At 61.2% G+C, this 17196-nt stretch carries 14 protein-coding genes and 1 tRNA gene; 11 read left to right on the forward strand and 4 right to left on the reverse strand.

Annotated elements, in window-relative coordinates:
• Positions 1 to 5: 5 nt before the first annotated feature.
• Entirely contained in the window at positions 6 to 1745 is a 1740-nt protein-coding gene (gene cobJ / locus Q3Y53_RS11420) for a precorrin-3B C(17)-methyltransferase (RefSeq protein ID WP_303536116.1), read from the forward strand.
• Between the two features lie 66 nt (positions 1746 to 1811).
• Here the strand turns inward: cobJ and Q3Y53_RS11425 are convergent.
• Positions 1812 to 1885: transfer RNA gene (locus Q3Y53_RS11425), tRNA-Pro, on the reverse strand.
• Positions 1886 to 1974: 89 nt separating this feature from the next.
• On the opposite strand from Q3Y53_RS11425, the gene lipA reads away from it, so the two are divergent.
• The gene (gene lipA, locus Q3Y53_RS11430; protein WP_303536119.1) at positions 1975 to 2844 is read left to right on the forward strand and encodes a lipoyl synthase; all 870 of its coding nucleotides are present in this window, start codon (positions 1975 to 1977) and stop codon (positions 2842 to 2844) included.
• Here lipA and Q3Y53_RS11435 read toward each other — a convergent pair.
• Both Q3Y53_RS11435 and gltB read right to left on the reverse strand, forming a co-directional pair.
• Positions 2822 to 3130 carry a YciI family protein gene (locus Q3Y53_RS11435; protein ID WP_303536121.1) on the reverse strand — a complete coding sequence of 103 codons (309 nt, stop codon included), beginning with the start codon at positions 3128 to 3130 and terminating at the stop codon, positions 2822 to 2824. The genes lipA and Q3Y53_RS11435 overlap by 23 nt on opposite strands.
• Positions 3131 to 3145: 15 nt before the next feature.
• A complete protein-coding gene (gene gltB, locus Q3Y53_RS11440; protein ID WP_303536123.1) occupies positions 3146 to 7747 on the reverse strand; it encodes a glutamate synthase large subunit in 4602 nt (1533 codons plus the stop codon).
• Between the two features lie 102 nt (positions 7748 to 7849).
• Between gltB and Q3Y53_RS11445 the strand changes: the two genes are divergently transcribed.
• From Q3Y53_RS11445 to Q3Y53_RS11485, 9 genes are all read left to right on the forward strand, one after another.
• A complete protein-coding gene (locus Q3Y53_RS11445; protein ID WP_303536125.1) occupies positions 7850 to 9535 on the forward strand; it encodes a phosphodiester glycosidase family protein in 1686 nt (561 codons plus the stop codon).
• Between the two features lie 34 nt (positions 9536 to 9569).
• Positions 9570 to 9896 carry an AIR synthase gene (locus tag Q3Y53_RS11450; protein WP_226425724.1) on the forward strand — a complete coding sequence of 109 codons (327 nt, stop codon included), beginning with the start codon at positions 9570 to 9572 and terminating at the stop codon, positions 9894 to 9896.
• 72 nt (positions 9897 to 9968) lie between these two features.
• Positions 9969 to 10343, forward strand: coding sequence for a 30S ribosomal protein S12 (gene rpsL / locus Q3Y53_RS11455; RefSeq protein ID WP_006850614.1), 375 nt, complete (start codon positions 9969 to 9971; stop codon positions 10341 to 10343).
• Positions 10344 to 10384: 41 nt separating this feature from the next.
• Positions 10385 to 10855, forward strand: coding sequence for a 30S ribosomal protein S7 (gene rpsG / locus Q3Y53_RS11460; RefSeq protein ID WP_226402173.1), 471 nt, complete (start codon positions 10385 to 10387; stop codon positions 10853 to 10855).
• Positions 10856 to 10944: 89 nt separating this feature from the next.
• Complete coding sequence (gene fusA / locus Q3Y53_RS11465; RefSeq protein ID WP_226425723.1) at positions 10945 to 13020, forward strand: elongation factor G; 2076 nt, start codon at positions 10945 to 10947, stop codon at positions 13018 to 13020.
• Positions 13021 to 13064: 44 nt separating this feature from the next.
• The gene (gene tuf / locus Q3Y53_RS11470) at positions 13065 to 14264 is read left to right on the forward strand and encodes an elongation factor Tu (protein ID WP_226415366.1); all 1200 of its coding nucleotides are present in this window, start codon (positions 13065 to 13067) and stop codon (positions 14262 to 14264) included.
• Positions 14265 to 14385: 121 nt separating this feature from the next.
• On the forward strand, positions 14386 to 14706 hold the full coding sequence (gene rpsJ, locus Q3Y53_RS11475; RefSeq protein WP_011363346.1) for a 30S ribosomal protein S10: 321 nt from the start codon (positions 14386 to 14388) through the stop codon (positions 14704 to 14706).
• A 56-nt stretch (positions 14707 to 14762) separates the two neighbouring features.
• Positions 14763 to 15398: an LON peptidase substrate-binding domain-containing protein gene (locus tag Q3Y53_RS11480; RefSeq protein ID WP_226425722.1), complete on the forward strand. Its 636-nt coding sequence runs from the start codon at positions 14763 to 14765 to the stop codon at positions 15396 to 15398.
• The gene (locus Q3Y53_RS11485; protein ID WP_303536146.1) at positions 15398 to 16330 is read left to right on the forward strand and encodes a methyltransferase domain-containing protein; all 933 of its coding nucleotides are present in this window, start codon (positions 15398 to 15400) and stop codon (positions 16328 to 16330) included. Before Q3Y53_RS11480 ends, Q3Y53_RS11485 begins: the two co-directional genes overlap by 1 nt.
• Before the next feature lie 20 nt (positions 16331 to 16350).
• Here the strand turns inward: Q3Y53_RS11485 and pheA are convergent, their stop codons facing one another.
• Positions 16351 to 17193, reverse strand: a complete 843-nt coding sequence (gene pheA, locus Q3Y53_RS11490; RefSeq protein WP_226425720.1) for a prephenate dehydratase — start codon at positions 17191 to 17193, stop codon at positions 16351 to 16353.
• Between the last annotated feature and the right edge of the window lie 3 nt (positions 17194 to 17196).

A 17196-nucleotide genomic window follows, 5' to 3' on the forward strand; every position in this document is an offset into this window, starting at 1 on the left:
GCGCCATGCCGCTGTTGGAGCGGTTGCTGATACGCGGCCACATCGACCGGATCAAGGCAGATGATCAAGACATCAATACCGCCCTTGATGGGCACTGGACGGCAGAGAACGTCGTGTTGTTCGTGGGCGCCGTGGGAGCGGTGACACGTCTGATTGCAACTCGGATCCAAGGCAAGGGGAAGGATCCAGCCGTTCTGGTGCTCGACCCCAAAGGAGAGTTCGTCATCCCGTTACTGGGAGGCCATTCCGCAGGCGCCGAACAACGCGCCCTGGAGATCGCGATGGATCTCGGCGGGCAGGCGGTGATCACGGGCGCCTGCGCCCATGAAGGACGTCTCCCCCTGGATGCCTTTGGGGACGGCTGGGGCTGGAGACGCAGGGGGACGGTGGCCAGTTGGCGCGATCTGATGGTGCGGCAGTCCCAGGGATCCCGCATCAGCGTTCACCAGAGCAGTGGATCCACCGCCTGGCAATGCCCTGAAGGCCATCCCTTGCTGCACAACGTTGAAGCCAACGTTGTGTCTGAGCCCGCTGATCTTGTGATTGGAGCGCGCGTCCAAGGCGATTGCCAGTGGCATCCAGCAACGGTCTGGATCGGCATCGGCTGTGAACGCAACACCAGTCTTTCTCTGGTGGAGAAGGCCATTGCCGAGGCCTTGGCAACAGCAGGTCTGGCGGAAGAGGCTGTCGCCGGAATGGCCAGCGCAGCGCGGAAATCCGACGAACCGGCCCTACAGCATCTGAGCCAAACCCGGGCATGGGCGTTCCGAACCTTTGCGGAGCACGCTCTTGCGTCCATCGAGGTGCCGAACCCCTCCGAAGTGGTGCGCAAGGAAATGGGGACCGCTTCGGTGGCGGAAGCAGCGGCATTGCTGGCTGCGGGCGACAAAGGTCATCTGATCCAGCACAAGCAAATCAGCCGTCCGGCAACAGGGGAACAGGGTGCCGTGACAGTGGCCATTGCCGAGGCTGCCATCCCCTACGCGCCGGAACGGGGCGAACTGCACTTGGTGGGGAGTGGCCCAGGGGATCTGTCCCTGCTCAGCGGAGACGCCAAAGCGGCCCTCTCCCGTTGTTCCGCCTGGGTTGGCTACAGCCTCTACCTCGACCTTCTGGAGCCTTTGCGCCGCCCGGATCAGGTTCGATTCGATGGCCAGCTCACCCGGGAATGGGACCGCTGTGCCGAAGCACTGCGCTTGGCCCAACAAGGGGCAAAAGTTGCTCTGATCTCCTCCGGCGACAGCGGGATCTACGGCATGGCGGGATTGGCCCTGGAGCTGCTTCTCCAGCAACCCGAGCAGGACCGACCCAGCTTCTCGGTGCATCCCGGAATTTCAGCCTTCCAGCTGGCCGCCGCCCGGGCCGGAGCGCCACTAATGCATGACTTCTGCTGCATCAGCCTCAGCGATCGCCTCACGCCGTGGACCGTGATCGAAAAGCGACTGGAGGCCGCTGCAACTGGAGATTTTGTCCTCGCCCTCTACAACCCAAGGTCCAAGGGTCGTGATTGGCAGCTGGGGCAAGCCAAGGAGATCCTGCTGAATCACCGCCCCCCCACAACCCCGGTGATGCTGGCGCGTCAGCTGGGCCGCGCGGAGGAATCCCATCAGCTCACGTGTCTTGAGCGCTTGGAGCCAGAAGCAGTGGACATGCTCACGCTGGTTCTGATCGGGAACAGCAGCAGCCGTGCCGAGGATGACTGGATGGTGACGCCGCGGGGATATCCCGGGGCGAGTCTCCAATGAGGACTGAGTTTTTGCTGGTCTAGCTCAGGTCTCCATCAAGACCAGGCAGTGCAACGAAACAATCAATCGGGATGACAGGATTCGAACCTGCGGCCCCTTCGTCCCGAACGAAGTGCGCTACCAAACTGCGCCACATCCCGGCTTATCAATCCTAAAAGATCGATGCTTCCGAGATTGAAGCAAGAGCACTAGGGCACGGATTAGGGTCATGGATTGAAGAAGCTTCGCCGTGCTCAAGCCGGAGTGGTTGCGCGTAAAGGCTCCGCAGCGCGAACGGATCGGCGCCGTGGCCGACCTGCTGCTGGACTTGAACCTGAACACGGTCTGCCAGGAGGCGAGCTGCCCCAACATCGGCGAATGCTTTGCAGGCGGCACGGCAACGTTTTTGATCATGGGTCCCGGCTGCACCCGCGCCTGCCCCTACTGCGACATCGACTTCGACAAGAGCGTGCGCGAGCTCGATCCCACCGAGCCCCAACGGCTTGGGGAAGCGGTGGCCCGTCTGGGCCTGAAGCACGTGGTGATCACCTCGGTAAACCGCGACGATCTCGCCGATGGTGGAGCCTCCCAGTTCGTGGCCTGCATTGAACAGGTGAAGCAACGCTCACCGCTCACCACGATCGAGCTGCTGATTCCCGACTTCTGCGGCAACTGGGATGCCCTGGCAACGGTGATGGCCGCCGCCCCCCACGTGCTGAACCACAACATTGAAACGGTGCCGCGGATGTACCGCCTGGCACGGCCCCAGGGCATCTATGAACGCTCCCTCGAGCTGCTGCAGCGGGTGCGGAACCAATGGCCCAAGGCCTACAGCAAGTCGGGGCTGATGGTGGGGCTCGGAGAAACCGATGAAGAGGTGATCGAGACGCTCCGGGATCTGCGCAAACAAAGGGTCGACATCGTCACCATCGGTCAGTACCTCTCACCTGGCCCCAAACACCTGGCCGTTGACCGCTTTGTGACCCCGGCTCAATTCGAGACCTACAGGACTGTGGGCGAAGAGGAGCTGGGCTTCCTCCAAGTGGTCAGCACACCACTCACCCGCAGCAGCTATCACGCCGGTGAGGTGCAACGGCTCATGGCCAGCCATCCCCGCTGACGGGGATCCATTCCTGCACCTGCCAGTCCACCAGGCCGGCGCGGATCATTGGGTCGTTCTCCACCCATGCCAGCGCATCGGCGTAGGACGACGCCTCAAAAATCAACAAACCCCCGCCGCCAGGCTGCCGGTCACCATCCACCAAGTAACCGCTGCGTAGACGGCGGCCCGCTGCTGCTTCCCCTACAACCCAATGGCGGTGAGCTGCCAAGGTGAGTCGCCGCTGCTCCACGGGCAGAGAGGCTGCGACGGCCGTGAAAGTTTCAGTCTTGACGAACCAGGCCACGGGCTAGCGACGGCGCTAAGCAGCCACAGCCTGCTTGTCGGCCAATCCCATCGCCACCCTCTCACTGGGGGGGACCAACACCTTGAAGCGATTCTTCGCCGCAGACCAGTCGGCCAAGAGAGCAGCAGCCTTCTCGCTTCCCGTGAGCGCCACATGCTGTTCCAGCAGCCCCTTCAGCAGCGACTCCTGCTCATCGGTGGTGATGGCGCAGACCTCAACAATCTCCGGATTCACCCGAGGAGCGACACGCCCCTCCTCATCCAGCAGGAAGGTCACACCACCGGTCATGCCAGCGCCGACATTGCGGCCGGTGCTGCCGAGAACGACAACGACACCGCCGGTCATGTACTCACAGCAATGGTCACCAGCTCCCTCCACAACCGTGCGGGCACCGCTGTTGCGAACACCGAAACGCTCGCCAGCCCGTCCATGGGCAAACAACTCACCGCCGGTGGCCCCGTAGAGGCAGGTGTTGCCGAGGATCACCTGTTCTCCTGGAGATGCACATCCGTCTGATGGGACGAGGGTGATGGAACCACTGTTCATTCCCTTGCCCACGTAATCGTTGGCCTCACCTTCAAGACGAACCTGCATGCCCTGCACCAGGAAGGCCCCGAAGCTCTGGCCTGCTGCACCCAGGAAGGTGAGATCGAGCTGTCCTTTGAAGCCGCGGTTGCCGTGGCGCTGGGCAATTTCACCAGCCAAACGAGCACAGACACTGCGGTCGGTGTTGATGATCTCGATGCTGCGGCTCACGGAACCATGGTTTTCCAGAGCAACCATTAGGTCAGCGTCGGCAAGGAGCTGATCTTCAAGGATCAGTCCATTGCCGTGGGCCTGGTCGCTGTGGCGAAGCCAGGAGCGTTCTTCGGCACCGCTGATCGGAGCCAGCAGGCTGGAGAGATCCACGCCCTTGGTCTTGGCCAGATCAACCGAGCGGGCCTTGAGCAAATCGGTGCGGCCAATCAGCTCTTCAAGGCGGGTAACACCGAGCAGACTCATCAGCTGACGAACTTCCTCGGCGACGTACCAGAAGAAGTTGACGACATGTTCGGGAATGCCGGTGAAACGCTTGCGCAGGTTCTCCTTCTGCGTGGCCACACCCACAGGGCAATTGTTGGTGTGGCAAACGCGTGCCATGACGCAGCCCTCGGCGATCATCGCGATCGAGCCGAACCCGTACTCCTCGGCACCTAAAAGGGCAGCGATCACCACGTCCCAGCCGGTTTTCAGACCTCCATCAGCACGCAACAGAACCCGATCGCGCAGTCCGTTCTCCACCAGAGAGCGATGCACCTCAGTGAGACCCAGTTCCCAGGGACTGCCGGCGTGCTTGATCGAACTCAGGGGAGATGCGCCCGTGCCACCGTCGTGACCGGAGATCTGAATCACATCAGCGTTGGCCTTGGCCACACCCGCAGCGATGGTGCCAATGCCAATCTCAGCCACCAGCTTCACGCTCACGGGAGCAGCGGGGTGCACCTGGTGCAGGTCATGGATCAACTGCGCCAGGTCTTCGATCGAATAGATGTCGTGGTGTGGCGGCGGTGAAATCAAGGCCACACCTGGCTTGCTATTGCGTAACCAGGCGATGTACTTGTCGACCTTGGGCCCTGGCAGCTGACCGCCTTCACCAGGCTTAGCGCCCTGGGCCACCTTGATCTCCAGCTGCTTGCCGCTGCGCAGGTATTCCGCAGTCACGCCGAAACGGCCTGAAGCCACCTGTTTGATGGCCGAGCAGGCGGTATCGCCATTGCGCAGGCCACCAATGCTCGGGAATGAGGCTGAACGGCCCTCCCCATCCACATCCTTGAGAAGCTGGAAGCGCGCAGGGTCTTCACCGCCTTCACCACTGTTGCTCTTGCCACCGATGCGATTCATCGCCACGGCCAACACTTCATGGGCTTCGCGAGACAACGCACCGAGGCTCATTCCGCCTGTGCAGAAGCGGGTGCAGATGCTCTCGACGCTCTCCACCTGATCGAGAGGCACTGGGGTGGGAGCCAACTTGAACTCCAACAGGTCCCGCAGGGCCATCACCGGACGGTTCTCCAGCAAAGCCTGATAGGTGGAAAAGTGGTCGTAACCAGGGCCTTGGGCCACCGCCTTGTGCAGTGCCTTCGAAAGCTCGGGATTGTTGCGGTGGTACTCAGCACCACTGCGGTACTGAACGAACCCCATGAATTCGAGCTTGCTGCGGTTGAGCTCAGGGAACGCCTTGGCATGCATCGAGAGCGTTTCGTTCGCCAGCTCAGCCAGCGTCATGCCGGCAACACGGCTGGTCGTTCCGGTAAAGGCGGTCTCCACCACATCCGCACCCAGACCGATCGCTTCAAAGATCTGAGCGCCGTGATAGCTGGCCAGCAATGAAATTCCGATCTTGGAGAGGATCTTGCGCAGACCGTTCTCCAGCGACTCGCGAACGTTGGCCTGGGCCTGATCGGCATCGAGAGCGGGCAACTTGCCCTGCTCAATCCGCTTCTTGGTCTTGGGGTGATCCAGCCAGTGGCGGGTTGTCTCCCAAGTGAGCCAAGGACACACAGCACTGGCGCCGTAACCAATCAGGCACGCCATGTGGTGGGTGCTCCAGCACTGGGCGGTGTCCACCACCAGAGAGCACTGCAGCCGCAGCTTCTGGCGCAGCAGATGGTGATGAACAGCACCAACAGCCAGCAAAGCCGGCATGGCCACAGTCGTGGGGGTCAGCTGTACCGCCGCCCCAGCGCCGTCGACCCGATCGGACAGCACCAGCACCTGCGCACCGTCGCGCACCGCCTGTTCCGCAACGCTGCAGAGCGCGGCAATGGCCTGTTGCAGGCCTCCCGCACACGACTCCACAGCCACCTGAGTGGACACGGTCTTGACGGGCAATCCCTGCTCACTGATCGCCGCCAGTTCCGCCTCGTTCAAAACGGGCGTGTCCAGATGAATAACGGAGGCAGCTTCCGGCTGGGGCTTCAGGGCGGGACGGCGTTCACCCAGATGCATCTCCAGGCTCATCACCAGCTTTTCCCTCAGGGGATCGATCGGAGGGTTGGTGACCTGAGCGAAGCGCTGTTTGAAGTAGTCGTAAAGCAGGTGGGGCTTATCGGAGAGCACCGCCAGGGGGATGTCATCTCCCATGCAGTAGGTGGGCTCCTTCCCGAGGGCCGCCATGTCTTCGATAATCAGATCGAAGTCTTCAGCGGTGAAGCCCATGGCGGTTTGCAACCGCAGCAGGTCGAGTTCACCCACCTTTCGATCTTGGGTCCAGGGCTGTGGCGCCACGCAGCGACGATGCTGCTTCAGCCAATCGGCATAAGGGAAGCGCTGTGCCGCGTCTTCCTTCACCGACCAGTTGTCGAGCAACTCCCCGCGTTCCAGATCGACAGCCACCATCTGGCCGGGGCCAAGACGCCCCTTCTGAACAATCGTCTTGTCGCTGAGATCCACCACGCCGGTCTCCGATCCCATGATCACGAAACCGTCTGCCGTGGTGCACCAACGTGCCGGGCGCAGCCCGTTGCGATCGAGCGTGGCACCCACCCGCTTGCCGTCGGCAAAGACCAACAGGGCTGGGCCATCCCAGGGTTCCTGAATTCCCGCGTTGAATTCGTACATCGCCGTCACATCAGGACGGCTATCGAGATCGGGCTGATTGCGAAACGCTTCGGGCACCAGCGTGATCAGGCTGTCGGTGATCGACCGCCCGCTGCGCACCATCAATTCCAAGGTGGCATCCAGGTTGGCGGAATCGCTGAAGGCAGGGTTCACCACCGGGATCAGGTCATTAGCCGCCTCACCCCAGACGTTCTCGAGGCTGGCTTCTGAAGCCTTGGCCCAGTTGAGGTTGCCCAGCAGAGTATTGATTTCACCGTTGTGACCCAGCAGCCGCATCGGCTGCGCCAGGGGCCAACGCGGCAGGGTGTTGGTGCTGAAGCGACGGTGATAAACGGCAAAGCTCACCTCAAATCGAGGGTCCTGGAGGTCGCCATAGAACTGCGCCAGCACCTCGGATCGCACCATCCCCTTGTAGACAACCGTCCGGCTGCTCAGGGAAGCGACATAAACGTCATGGGCCACCTCAGCACCCAGAGCTGCTCGCACACGGGCACCGATGCGCCGCCGCAACCGCAGCAGCTGACCATCAAACGTTGCGTTGTCCGCATCACCATTCAGCACCCACTGCTCAATCACAGGAGCTGTGGCACGGGCCAAGGGGCCGAGAACGGCAGGGTCGACAGGCACCGTTCGCCACCCCAGAGGCTGCATGCCGAGGGCTTTGGCCTCTTCATCACACAGGTCTCGCACCTCAGCACGACGGCTGGCATCCGTTGGCATGAACATCATTCCGAGGCCCCGTGCTGCAGCCGCCTCGGGCCAGACCGCTTTCAGATACGACCAGGGGATCTCACACAACACCCCTGCGCCGTCGCCGGAGTCGCCATCCCCCCCGCAACCACCACGGTGCTCCATGCATCCCAGACCACGCAGGGCCTGCTCCAAAACCCAATGGCTGGCCTGCCCCTGGAGCTGCGCCAGGAAACCAACGCCACACGCATCCTTCTCGCCCGCTACAACCTCAGGTGCAGGGCTGTCGCAGTAAGGCCAGACAGCGGAACGGATGGCGTCAGACATAGAGAACTCAATCGGACGATCGCATGGGTCTGCAGCTTCGAGCTCTGCAGAAACCATCTCGAGGGAGGATCCTAGGCAGGCGCCTCTCCGCCAAGGCATTTCATGCTGGCCTTTGCTCCACTTCCAGCGCCACCACCTGAGCTTCGGCCTGTACCGAACCAGAGCGGGGAGGAGGTACTGATCGGGCGAGAGCGCAGCAAAGCGGTTTGGCTCTGGAGGGGCAGCGACGCAGCCCCAGAGGAGCTGTGGCTGCCCCTGGAGGTTCTGGAATCCCGACTGGGTTTCAGGCGAGTGTCCCGCCTTGATGGAGAGGCACTGGAATGGTTTGGTCGAACGGTTCCCTTGACCTCAATGAAGACCCGATCGCTCGGGGACGAAGTCGGCCTTGAAGTGAGCGACTGGTTGGCCGCAACAGGCGTCCGCTCCCAAGTGAGAGGAAACACCTTGGAGCTTCGACTGCCCCCTCCAACGGTGAACAACCTGCGCCGCGGCAAGGGTTCTACAGCTGATCGCTTGGTGCTGGACCTGAACGGGCCTGCCCTGGTGCAGCGGTTGAACGGCGACCTGTTGCTGGAGCTCAAGCTGTCGCGGACCCAGCGACGTCAACTCAAGGCGTGGGGGCTCACCCCAGAGCAGCATCGCCACGGCGGCCTCGTGCTGAAGGGACAAGCCACCAAGCTGAGGAGCTTGAGCCTGGCGTCCCCCTGGCGGGTGGTGCTGGATGGGGTACAGGTCGGCGGTCGCCGCCCAGCCCAGAGCGCACGTCTGCCCCTTAGCGATCCAGCTGTGGCCGAAATGCTGAGGAGGGGCTTCGTCTTGGAGCGACGCACCATCAAGGTGGGGGTGAAACCCATTCAGGTATTCCGTGCCGGCGGCGACCTGAGCCGTCTCGGCATCACCCTCCAGCCCCTGGTCAAGACCGAGCAGCAACAGGGCCTACGTTTTCTGCCTCAGCTCTCCCAACCAGCAGGAGCGCTGGTCGCAGTCAACGGAGGCTTTTTCAACCGGATCAATCAACTCCCCCTGGGGGCCTTGCGGCATCAGGGGGTCTGGCTTTCAGGTCCGATCCTGAACCGCGGCGTGATCGCTTGGGGGGCCTCAGGAGATCTGCAGTTCGGCCGGCTGCGGCTGAACCAGACCCTGCAGGTGAACAACGGTCGCCGTTGGAGCCTCATGGCACTCAACAGTGGTTACGTGCAGAAGGGGCTGAGCCTCTACACATCTGCATGGGGGCCCCGCTACCGGGCCCTGAGCGGCGAGGAGGAAGCTCTGTTGATTCGCGGCGGCCGCGTCGAGACAACATTCGACCAGCGCAGCCTGCAACGTGGCATCGCCATTCCCAAAAACGCTGCGTTGGTGATCGCCCGCGGGCGCACGCCACTGCCCGCTCGGCCTGGTGATCGGATCCAGGTGACAGCGCGATCCAGCTCTCCCCTGGCCCAACATCCCAATGTTCTGGGCGGCGGTCCGCTGCTGATGCAAAACGGCCAAGTGGTGCTCAATGGACGCCGGGAAGGATTTAGTCCGGCCTTCATGAGCTTGGCGGCACCAAGAACGGTGGTAGCTCAGGGGCCGAGCGGCCAATGGCTGATGACCTTGCGTGGTGCCGCTGGCGGTGATCCCACCCTTGTGGAAACAGCCCTGGCAGCCCAGCAACTGGGCCTGAGCGATGCCTTGAACATGGATGGTGGCAGTTCCACCACCCTCGTGGTGGCCGGACGAACCGTGATGAACGGCCGAGGCAGCACCCCGAGAGTCCATAACGGTCTGGGGCTCATCCCCCTCTGAGACCTGCAAAACTGGGGGCCCCGAGGAACTGAGCATGGCTGCCAATCTGCGGCTGACCGCTGCCGCTGCTGCCGAGCTAGGGCGACAGGCGGCCGTGGCGGGAACACCGGGGCAGATGCATCTCGATCTCACTCCCGGGGAGTGCGCACAACATGTGCTGCGCATCCGGGCAGGACATTTGGCCGGCGTCGCAATCGCAAGGGCCGATGGCGTGACTCTGCACGCCCCTGCAGAACAACTCAAAATGCTTGAAGGCCTTTGCCTGGACTACCGCGGCGACCTCAGTGGTGGTGGTTTTCTGATCCGCAACAGTGATGGTGTTGAGCCCTGTGCCTGCGGCAGTGCCTTCAGCCGCGTTTGAGGGGGGACCGTCACCCGGTATCGTGGTCGATTGTCGAATCAGGTCGGGAGTCCGACCGCTCACCGACCATCGATGCCAACCATCCAACAGCTGATCCGCACTGAGCGCTCACGCCTCAAGGCCAAGACCAAGTCCCCCGCCCTGAAGTCGTGTCCTGAGCGTCGCGGTGTTTGCACCCGCGTTTACACCTCAACGCCCAAAAAGCCCAACTCGGCTCTGCGCAAGGTGGCTCGTGTGCGCCTGACCTCCGGCTTTGAAGTCACGGCTTATATCGGCGGTGTCGGTCACAACCTGCAGGAACACTCGGTGGTGTTGATCCGCGGCGGTCGTGTCAAAGACCTCCCTGGCGTCCGCTACCACATCATCCGCGGAACCCTGGATACCGCTGGCGTGAAAGACCGGCGTCAGTCCCGCTCCAAGTACGGCGCCAAGGCTCCGAAGGAGTGATCACCGGTTTTCTTTCCATCCCCATAACGTTCTGATCTCTAATGTCACGCCGCAACGCCGCTGAGAAGCGCCCGATTCTTCCCGACCCGCAGTTCAACAGCCGTCTCGCCACGATGATGGTTGTGCGTCTGATGCAGCACGGCAAGAAGTCGACAGCGCAACGGATCCTGTCCGACGCGTTCGGCCTGATCAACGAGCGCACCGGCGGAGATCCACTCGAACTCTTCGAGACTGCCGTCAAGAACGCCACGCCCCTGGTGGAAGTACGCGCTCGCCGCGTTGGTGGTGCCACTTATCAGGTGCCTATGGAAGTGCGCCAGGAGCGCGGCACCGCCATGGCCCTGCGCTGGCTCGTGAGCTTCTCTCGCTCCCGGAATGGCCGGAGCATGGCCCAGAAGCTGGCTGGAGAACTGATGGATGCCGCCAATGAGGCTGGCAACGCCGTTCGCAAGCGCGAAGAAACCCACAAGATGGCCGAAGCCAACAAGGCTTTCGCCCACTACCGCTACTGAGCCTCGCCGGCCAGCCATTAACACAGATGTTCATGGCTGGCCTGTAGAGTCTCTCCGCCTTTTCACGCCCCACCCCCGGAGAATTTCCTGTGGCCCGCGACTTCCCCCTGGAACGCGTCAGAAATATTGGTATCGCTGCTCACATCGATGCCGGCAAAACCACCACGACTGAACGGATCCTGTTCTATTCCGGTGTGGTTCACAAAATCGGCGAGGTGCACGACGGCGCCGCCGTGACCGACTGGATGGCCCAGGAACGTGAGCGTGGCATCACGATCACCGCAGCTGCCATTTCGACGTCCTGGCAGGACCATCGCGTCAACATCATTGACACGCCTGGCCACGTGGACTTCACCATTGAGGTGGAGCGCTCCATGCGCGTGCTGGATGGTGTGATCGCCGTCTTCTGCGCCGTTGGTGGTGTGCAGCCCCAATCCGAAACCGTCTGGCGTCAGGCCGATCGCTATTCCGTTCCCCGGATGGTGTTCGTGAACAAGATGGACCGCACCGGTGCGGACTTCCTCAAGGTTCACGGCCAGATCAGGGATCGCCTCAAAGCCAACGCGGTTCCGATTCAGCTTCCGATTGGTGCTGAGGGTGAGCTCAGCGGCATCATCGACCTTGTTGCCAACAAGGCATACATCTATAAAAACGACCTCGGCACCGATATCGAAGAAGCCGATGTGCCGGCTGACATGGCCGACGAGGTGGCCGAATGGCGGAACACCCTGATGGAAACCGTCGCCGAAACCGACGAAGCGCTGATCGAGAAGTTCCTCGAAACCGGTGAACTCAGCGTTGACGAGCTCAAGAAGGGCATTCGTGAGGGCGTGCTGAAGCACGGTCTGGTGCCCATGCTCTGCGGCTCAGCCTTCAAAAACAAAGGTGTTCAGCTGGTTCTGGACGCAGTAATCGACTACCTGCCTGCTCCAGTCGACGTTCCCCCCATCCAGGGTGTGCTTCCCGACGGCAGCGAAGCGGTGCGTCCGTCCGACGACAACGCCCCCTTCAGTGCCCTCGCCTTCAAGGTGATGGCCGATCCATACGGCAAACTCACTTTCGTCCGGATGTACTCCGGCATCCTCGAGAAAGGCAGCTACGTTCTCAACTCCACCAAAGGAGAGAAGGAGCGCATCTCCCGTCTTGTGGTGCTCAAGGCTGATGACCGTGAGGAAGTTGACGCACTGCGTGCCGGCGACCTCGGTGCGGTGCTCGGACTGAAGAACACCACAACAGGTGACACCCTTTGCACCCAAGACGATCCGATCGTCCTCGAGACCCTGTTCATCCCCGAACCGGTGATCTCAGTGGCTGTTGAGCCGAAGACCAAAGGCGACATGGAGAAGCTCTCCAAGGCTTTGGTTTCTCTGGCTGAGGAGGATCCCACCTTCCGCGTCAACACCGACTCTGAGACAGGTCAGACCGTGATTGCCGGCATGGGCGAACTCCACCTGGAAATTCTGGTGGACCGCATGCTGCGCGAGTTCAAGGTGGAAGCCAACATCGGCGCACCTCAGGTGTCCTATCGCGAAACCATCCGTGGTTCTGCAGGTGGCGAAGGCAAGTTCTCCCGTCAGACCGGTGGTAAGGGTCAGTACGGCCACGTTGTGATCGAAATGGAACCGGGTGAGCCCGGCTCCGGTTTCGAATTCGTCAACAAAATCGTGGGCGGTGTCGTTCCGAAGGAATACATCAAGCCCGCCGAGCAGGGCATGAAGGAGACCTGCGAATCCGGTGTGATTGCCGGATACCCCCTCATCGATGTGAGATGCACCTTGGTGCATGGCTCTTATCACGACGTCGACTCTTCGGAGATGGCGTTCAAGATCGCCGGATCCATGGCCTTCAAGGACGGCGTCAAGAAGTGCAATCCTGTGCTGCTTGAGCCGATGATGAAGGTCGAGGTCGAAGTCCCCGAGGATTTCCTCGGTTCGATCATCGGCGACCTGTCCTCCCGTCGAGGTCAGGTTGAGGGCCAATCCGTCGATGACGGCACGTCCAAAATCTCGGCCAAGGTGCCCCTTGCCGAGATGTTCGGTTACGCCACCCAGCTCCGCTCCATGACCCAGGGCCGGGGCATTTTCTCGATGGAATTCGACAATTACGCCGAAGTTCCTCGCAATGTGGCTGAGGCCATCATTTCCAAGAATCAGGGCAATTCCTGATCTCTAAACTCCTCCAAATCCAACCCTCGATTCTTTAAACACCCATGGCACGCGAGAAGTTCGAAAGGAACAAGCCCCACGTCAACATCGGCACCATCGGCCACGTTGACCACGGCAAGACCACCCTCACCGCTGCGATCACCAACGTGCTCGCCAAGAAGGGGCAGGCGGAAGTTCAGAACTATGCCGACATCGACGGCGCCCCCGAAGAGCGTGAGCGCGGCATCACCATCAACACCGCTCACGTTGAGTACGAAACCGAGACACGTCACTACGCTCACGTGGACTGCCCTGGCCACGCGGACTATGTGAAGAACATGATCACCGGTGCCGCTCAGATGGACGGCGCCATCCTGGTGTGCGCTGCCACCGACGGCCCCATGGCCCAGACCAAGGAGCACATCCTTCTGGCAAAGCAGGTGGGCGTTCCCGCTCTGGTGGTTGCACTGAACAAGTGCGACATGGTCGATGACGAGGAGATCATCGAACTGGTGGAAATGGAGATCCGTGAACTGCTCTCCAGCTACGACTTCCCCGGCGATGACATCCCTGTCGTTCAGGTGTCTGGCCTGAAGGCCATCGAAGGAGAGGCTGAGTGGGAAGCCAAGATCGAGGAACTGATGGCGGCTGTTGACGCCAGCATTCCTGAGCCTGAGCGGGAAGTGGACAAGCCCTTCCTGATGGCTGTGGAAGACGTCTTCTCCATCACTGGTCGTGGCACTGTGGCCACCGGCCGTATTGAGCGCGGCATCGTCAAAGTCGGCGAAGAAATCGAGATCGTCGGCATTCGCGAGCCTCGCAAGACAACCGTCACCGGTGTTGAGATGTTCCGCAAGCTGCTCGACGAGGGCATGGCTGGCGACAACGTTGGTCTGCTGCTGCGCGGCATCCAGAAGGAAGACATCGAACGCGGCATGGTGCTGGTGAAGCCTGGCTCCATCACCCCTCACACCAAGTTCGAGGGTCAGGTGTACGTGCTGAAGAAGGAAGAAGGCGGCCGCCACACTCCTTTCTTCGCTGGCTACCGCCCGCAGTTCTACATCCGTACAACGGACGTGACCGGCCAGATCACCGCCTTCACCGCTGAAGACGGCAGCAATGTCGAAATGGTGATGCCTGGTGACAACATCCAGATGACTGGTGAGCTGATCTGTCCTGTTGCGATGGAAACCGGCATGCGTTTCGCTATCCGCGAAGGCGGGCGCACAATCGGTGCTGGCGTGGTCTCCAAGATCATCGAGTGATCAGCGCAAGCTGAACCACACGGCAGGAGATGGAGGGGCCCAGCCCCCCATCTCCTACATTTCTAAGAACCTCGACAACTGAAGTCCTGCTTCGACCTCGAAGCTTTTTCGCCCCCCTCTTATGTCCACTGCCATCGCTCAGCAGAAGATCCGCATCCGCCTGAAGGCGTTTGACCGCCGCATGCTGGATCTCTCATGCGAGAAAATCATTGAAACGGCCGATAACACCGCTGCGACCGCGATCGGTCCGATCCCCCTGCCCACGAAACGCAAGATCTACTGCGTTCTGCGCTCTCCCCATGTGGACAAGGACTCCCGCGAGCACTTCGAAACCCGCACCCACCGTCGGATCATTGACATTTACAGCCCGTCTGCCAAGACCATCGACGCGCTAATGAAGCTTGATCTCCCCAGTGGTGTGGACATCGAAGTGAAGCTCTGATCCGTTCGATCAGAACTTCATTTTCCTAGGATTCAGTTGCCTACAACACGGCGTTCGTGTCCGATTTTTCTGTGAGGGAGCTTCCCCTGTTCCCCCTGCCGGACGTCGTGTTGTTCCCGCAGCAGCTCCTGCCGCTACACATTTTTGAATCGCGTTATCGGATGCTTCTCCAGACGGTTCTGGAGACCGACAAGCGGTTCGGCATTGTTCGCATCAACCCTGAGAACGGCGAAATGGCCGAGATCGGTTGCTGCGCTGAGGTGCTTCAGCATCAAACAACCGAAGACGGTCGCAGCTACATCGTTTCGTTGGGCCAACAGCGGTTCCGGCTGCTGAACATCACGCGGGAAACGCCCTACCGAACAGCGATGGTGAGCTGGCTTGAGGATGAGCCCGTGGCCGACACCGACCAGCTCAACAGCCTGCGGGACGAGGTCAGCGAAGCCTTGAAAGACGTCGTTCAGCTGACCAGCAAACTGCAGAACCGAGAGGTGGAACTGCCTGATGATCTGCCTGATCTACCGCGGGAACTCTCCTTCTGGATCAGTGCCCATCTGGATCAGGCCGCCTCGGAACAACAGAGTCTTCTGGAACTGACCGACACCCACGAACGGTTAAGTCAGCAGTTTGAAATGTTGGATCACACCCGACGACAGTTGGCGGCCCGCACTGTGTTGATGGATCTGAAGTGATGTTGGGATCTCTGCTGGTAGTGGCCGGAGCCGTTGGAGCCACCGGAGTTGCGCTGTGGCTTCGCCGCGACCGGCGCTACGAATCTTCGGAGAGTGTCGCCTCCGCCTACGACGCCTGGACGGAAGACCGTTTGTTGGAGCAGCTCTGGGGAGAGCATGTCCATCTCGGCCATTACGGGACCCCGCCGGGATCCTGTGACTTCCGTGAAGCCAAGGAGGCCTTCGTCCACGAGCTGGTGCGATGGAGCGGTCTGGACCAACTTCCTGCCGGCAGCCGGGTGCTGGATGTGGGATGCGGCATCGGTGGCAGTGCCCGAATCCTGGCGCGGGATTACGGGTTGGACGTTCTCGGCATCAGCATCAGCCCAGCCCAGGTGAAACGAGCAACACAACTCACCCCATCAGGCCTGACCTGCCGCTTCCAGGTGATGGACGCCTTGGATCTTCAAGTGCCCGATCAGAGCTTTGATGCGGTCTGGAGTGTGGAGGCCGGTCCACACATGCCTAATAAACAGCGCTATGCCGATGAACTGCTGCGGGTACTACGCCCTGGGGGTCTGCTTGCTGTCGCCGACTGGAACCGCCGCGACCCATCCGATGGCGGCATGACGCGAACCGAACGCTGGGTGATGCGTCAGCTGCTCAACCAGTGGGCCCACCCTGAATTCGCCAGCATCAAGGGGTTCTGCCAGAACCTCGACAACAGCGTCCACAACCGTGGCGAGATCGTCACCGGTGACTGGACCCAGGCCACGCTTCCCTCATGGATTGACTCCATCGTCGAGGGCATCCGACGTCCCTGGGCTGTGCTCAACCTGGGACCGAAAGCGGTACTGCAGGGCCTGAGAGAAACACCGACGTTGTTGCTGATGCACTGGGCCTTCGCCACTGGGCTGATGCAATTCGGTGTCTTTCGAATCAGAAAAGACTGATCTTTAACAACCGTTGATGTTCAACAGCCACTGAGATCGCTGCTGGGGTAGGCACCGAAATGGGCGAGATGCTCGCAAAGAGGCTGCAACTGAGCAATCAAATCCGCCAGAGCCGTGGATGGATCCGGAGGAAGATCCACATCCACAAAAAAGACGTATTCCCCCAACTCCCGTTTGGACGGTCGTGATTCAATCCGACTCATGTTCAGGCCCCGCTCAGCCAAACAGGCCAGAGCCTCCAGCAAGGCCCCCGGCGCATTGCGATGCAGCGAAAACGCCAGGCTGGCCACATCGCCATGCTCACTGCGCTGCCCACGACGCAACAGGAGAAAACGGGTGCGATTGCCCGCAACATCATTCACAGGGAATGCCAGCTCATCCAACCCGTGTTCCCGGGCAGCGGCCTGCGAGGCAATCGCAGCACGGAATGAACTGCCCGCCACCATGCGAGCTGCTTCAGCCGTGGAGGAGGTGGGAAGTTGCAATGCATCGGGCAGATGCTGGGCCAGCCAGCCACTGCACTGGGCCAGAGCCTGCGGGTGGGAGAGCACTTCCGTGACTCTGCTGAGCGGCCCACTCCCCAGCAGAGCGTGCTGAATCGGAAGCACCAAAGCCCTGCGAATACAAAGCTCGGGATGAGACCACAGCGCATCGAGGGTCGCCGTCACCCCCCCCTCCACCGAGTTCTCAATCGGGACAACGGCTCCATCACACTCCCCCCCCGCCAGCTGTTCCACAACCGATCGAAGACCCACGCAGGGCACCAGCTGGACATCCTCGAGGGCGTCCTGTTCGATCAACACCCGGGCGGCCTGCTCGCCATAGGTCCCGGCTGGGCCAAGGAATGCGAGACGTGTAGGCATCGA

It is taken from the genome of Synechococcus sp. YX-04-1, assembly GCF_030546365.1.
Taxonomy (GTDB): domain Bacteria; phylum Cyanobacteriota; class Cyanobacteriia; order PCC-6307; family Cyanobiaceae; genus Parasynechococcus.

Excerpts from the sequence above, each read along its gene's own strand:
- rpsJ (WP_011363346.1), top strand. The coding sequence starts at position 14,386 with ATGTCCACTGCCATCGCTCAGCAGAAGATCCGCATCCGCCTGAAGGCG.
- Q3Y53_RS11445 (WP_303536125.1), top strand. The coding sequence starts at position 7,850 with ATGCTGGCCTTTGCTCCACTTCCAGCGCCACCACCTGAGCTTCGGCCT.
- gltB (WP_303536123.1), bottom strand. The coding sequence starts at position 7,747 with ATGTCTGACGCCATCCGTTCCGCTGTCTGGCCTTACTGCGACAGCCCT.
- pheA (WP_226425720.1), bottom strand. The coding sequence starts at position 17,193 with ATGCCTACACGTCTCGCATTCCTTGGCCCAGCCGGGACCTATGGCGAG.
- Q3Y53_RS11485 (WP_303536146.1), top strand. The coding sequence starts at position 15,398 with ATGTTGGGATCTCTGCTGGTAGTGGCCGGAGCCGTTGGAGCCACCGGA.
- rpsL (WP_006850614.1), top strand. The coding sequence starts at position 9,969 with ATGCCAACCATCCAACAGCTGATCCGCACTGAGCGCTCACGCCTCAAG.
- rpsG (WP_226402173.1), top strand. The coding sequence starts at position 10,385 with ATGTCACGCCGCAACGCCGCTGAGAAGCGCCCGATTCTTCCCGACCCG.
- cobJ (WP_303536116.1), top strand. The coding sequence starts at position 6 with ATGCCGCTGTTGGAGCGGTTGCTGATACGCGGCCACATCGACCGGATC.
- Q3Y53_RS11450 (WP_226425724.1), top strand. The coding sequence starts at position 9,570 with ATGGCTGCCAATCTGCGGCTGACCGCTGCCGCTGCTGCCGAGCTAGGG.
- tuf (WP_226415366.1), top strand. The coding sequence starts at position 13,065 with ATGGCACGCGAGAAGTTCGAAAGGAACAAGCCCCACGTCAACATCGGC.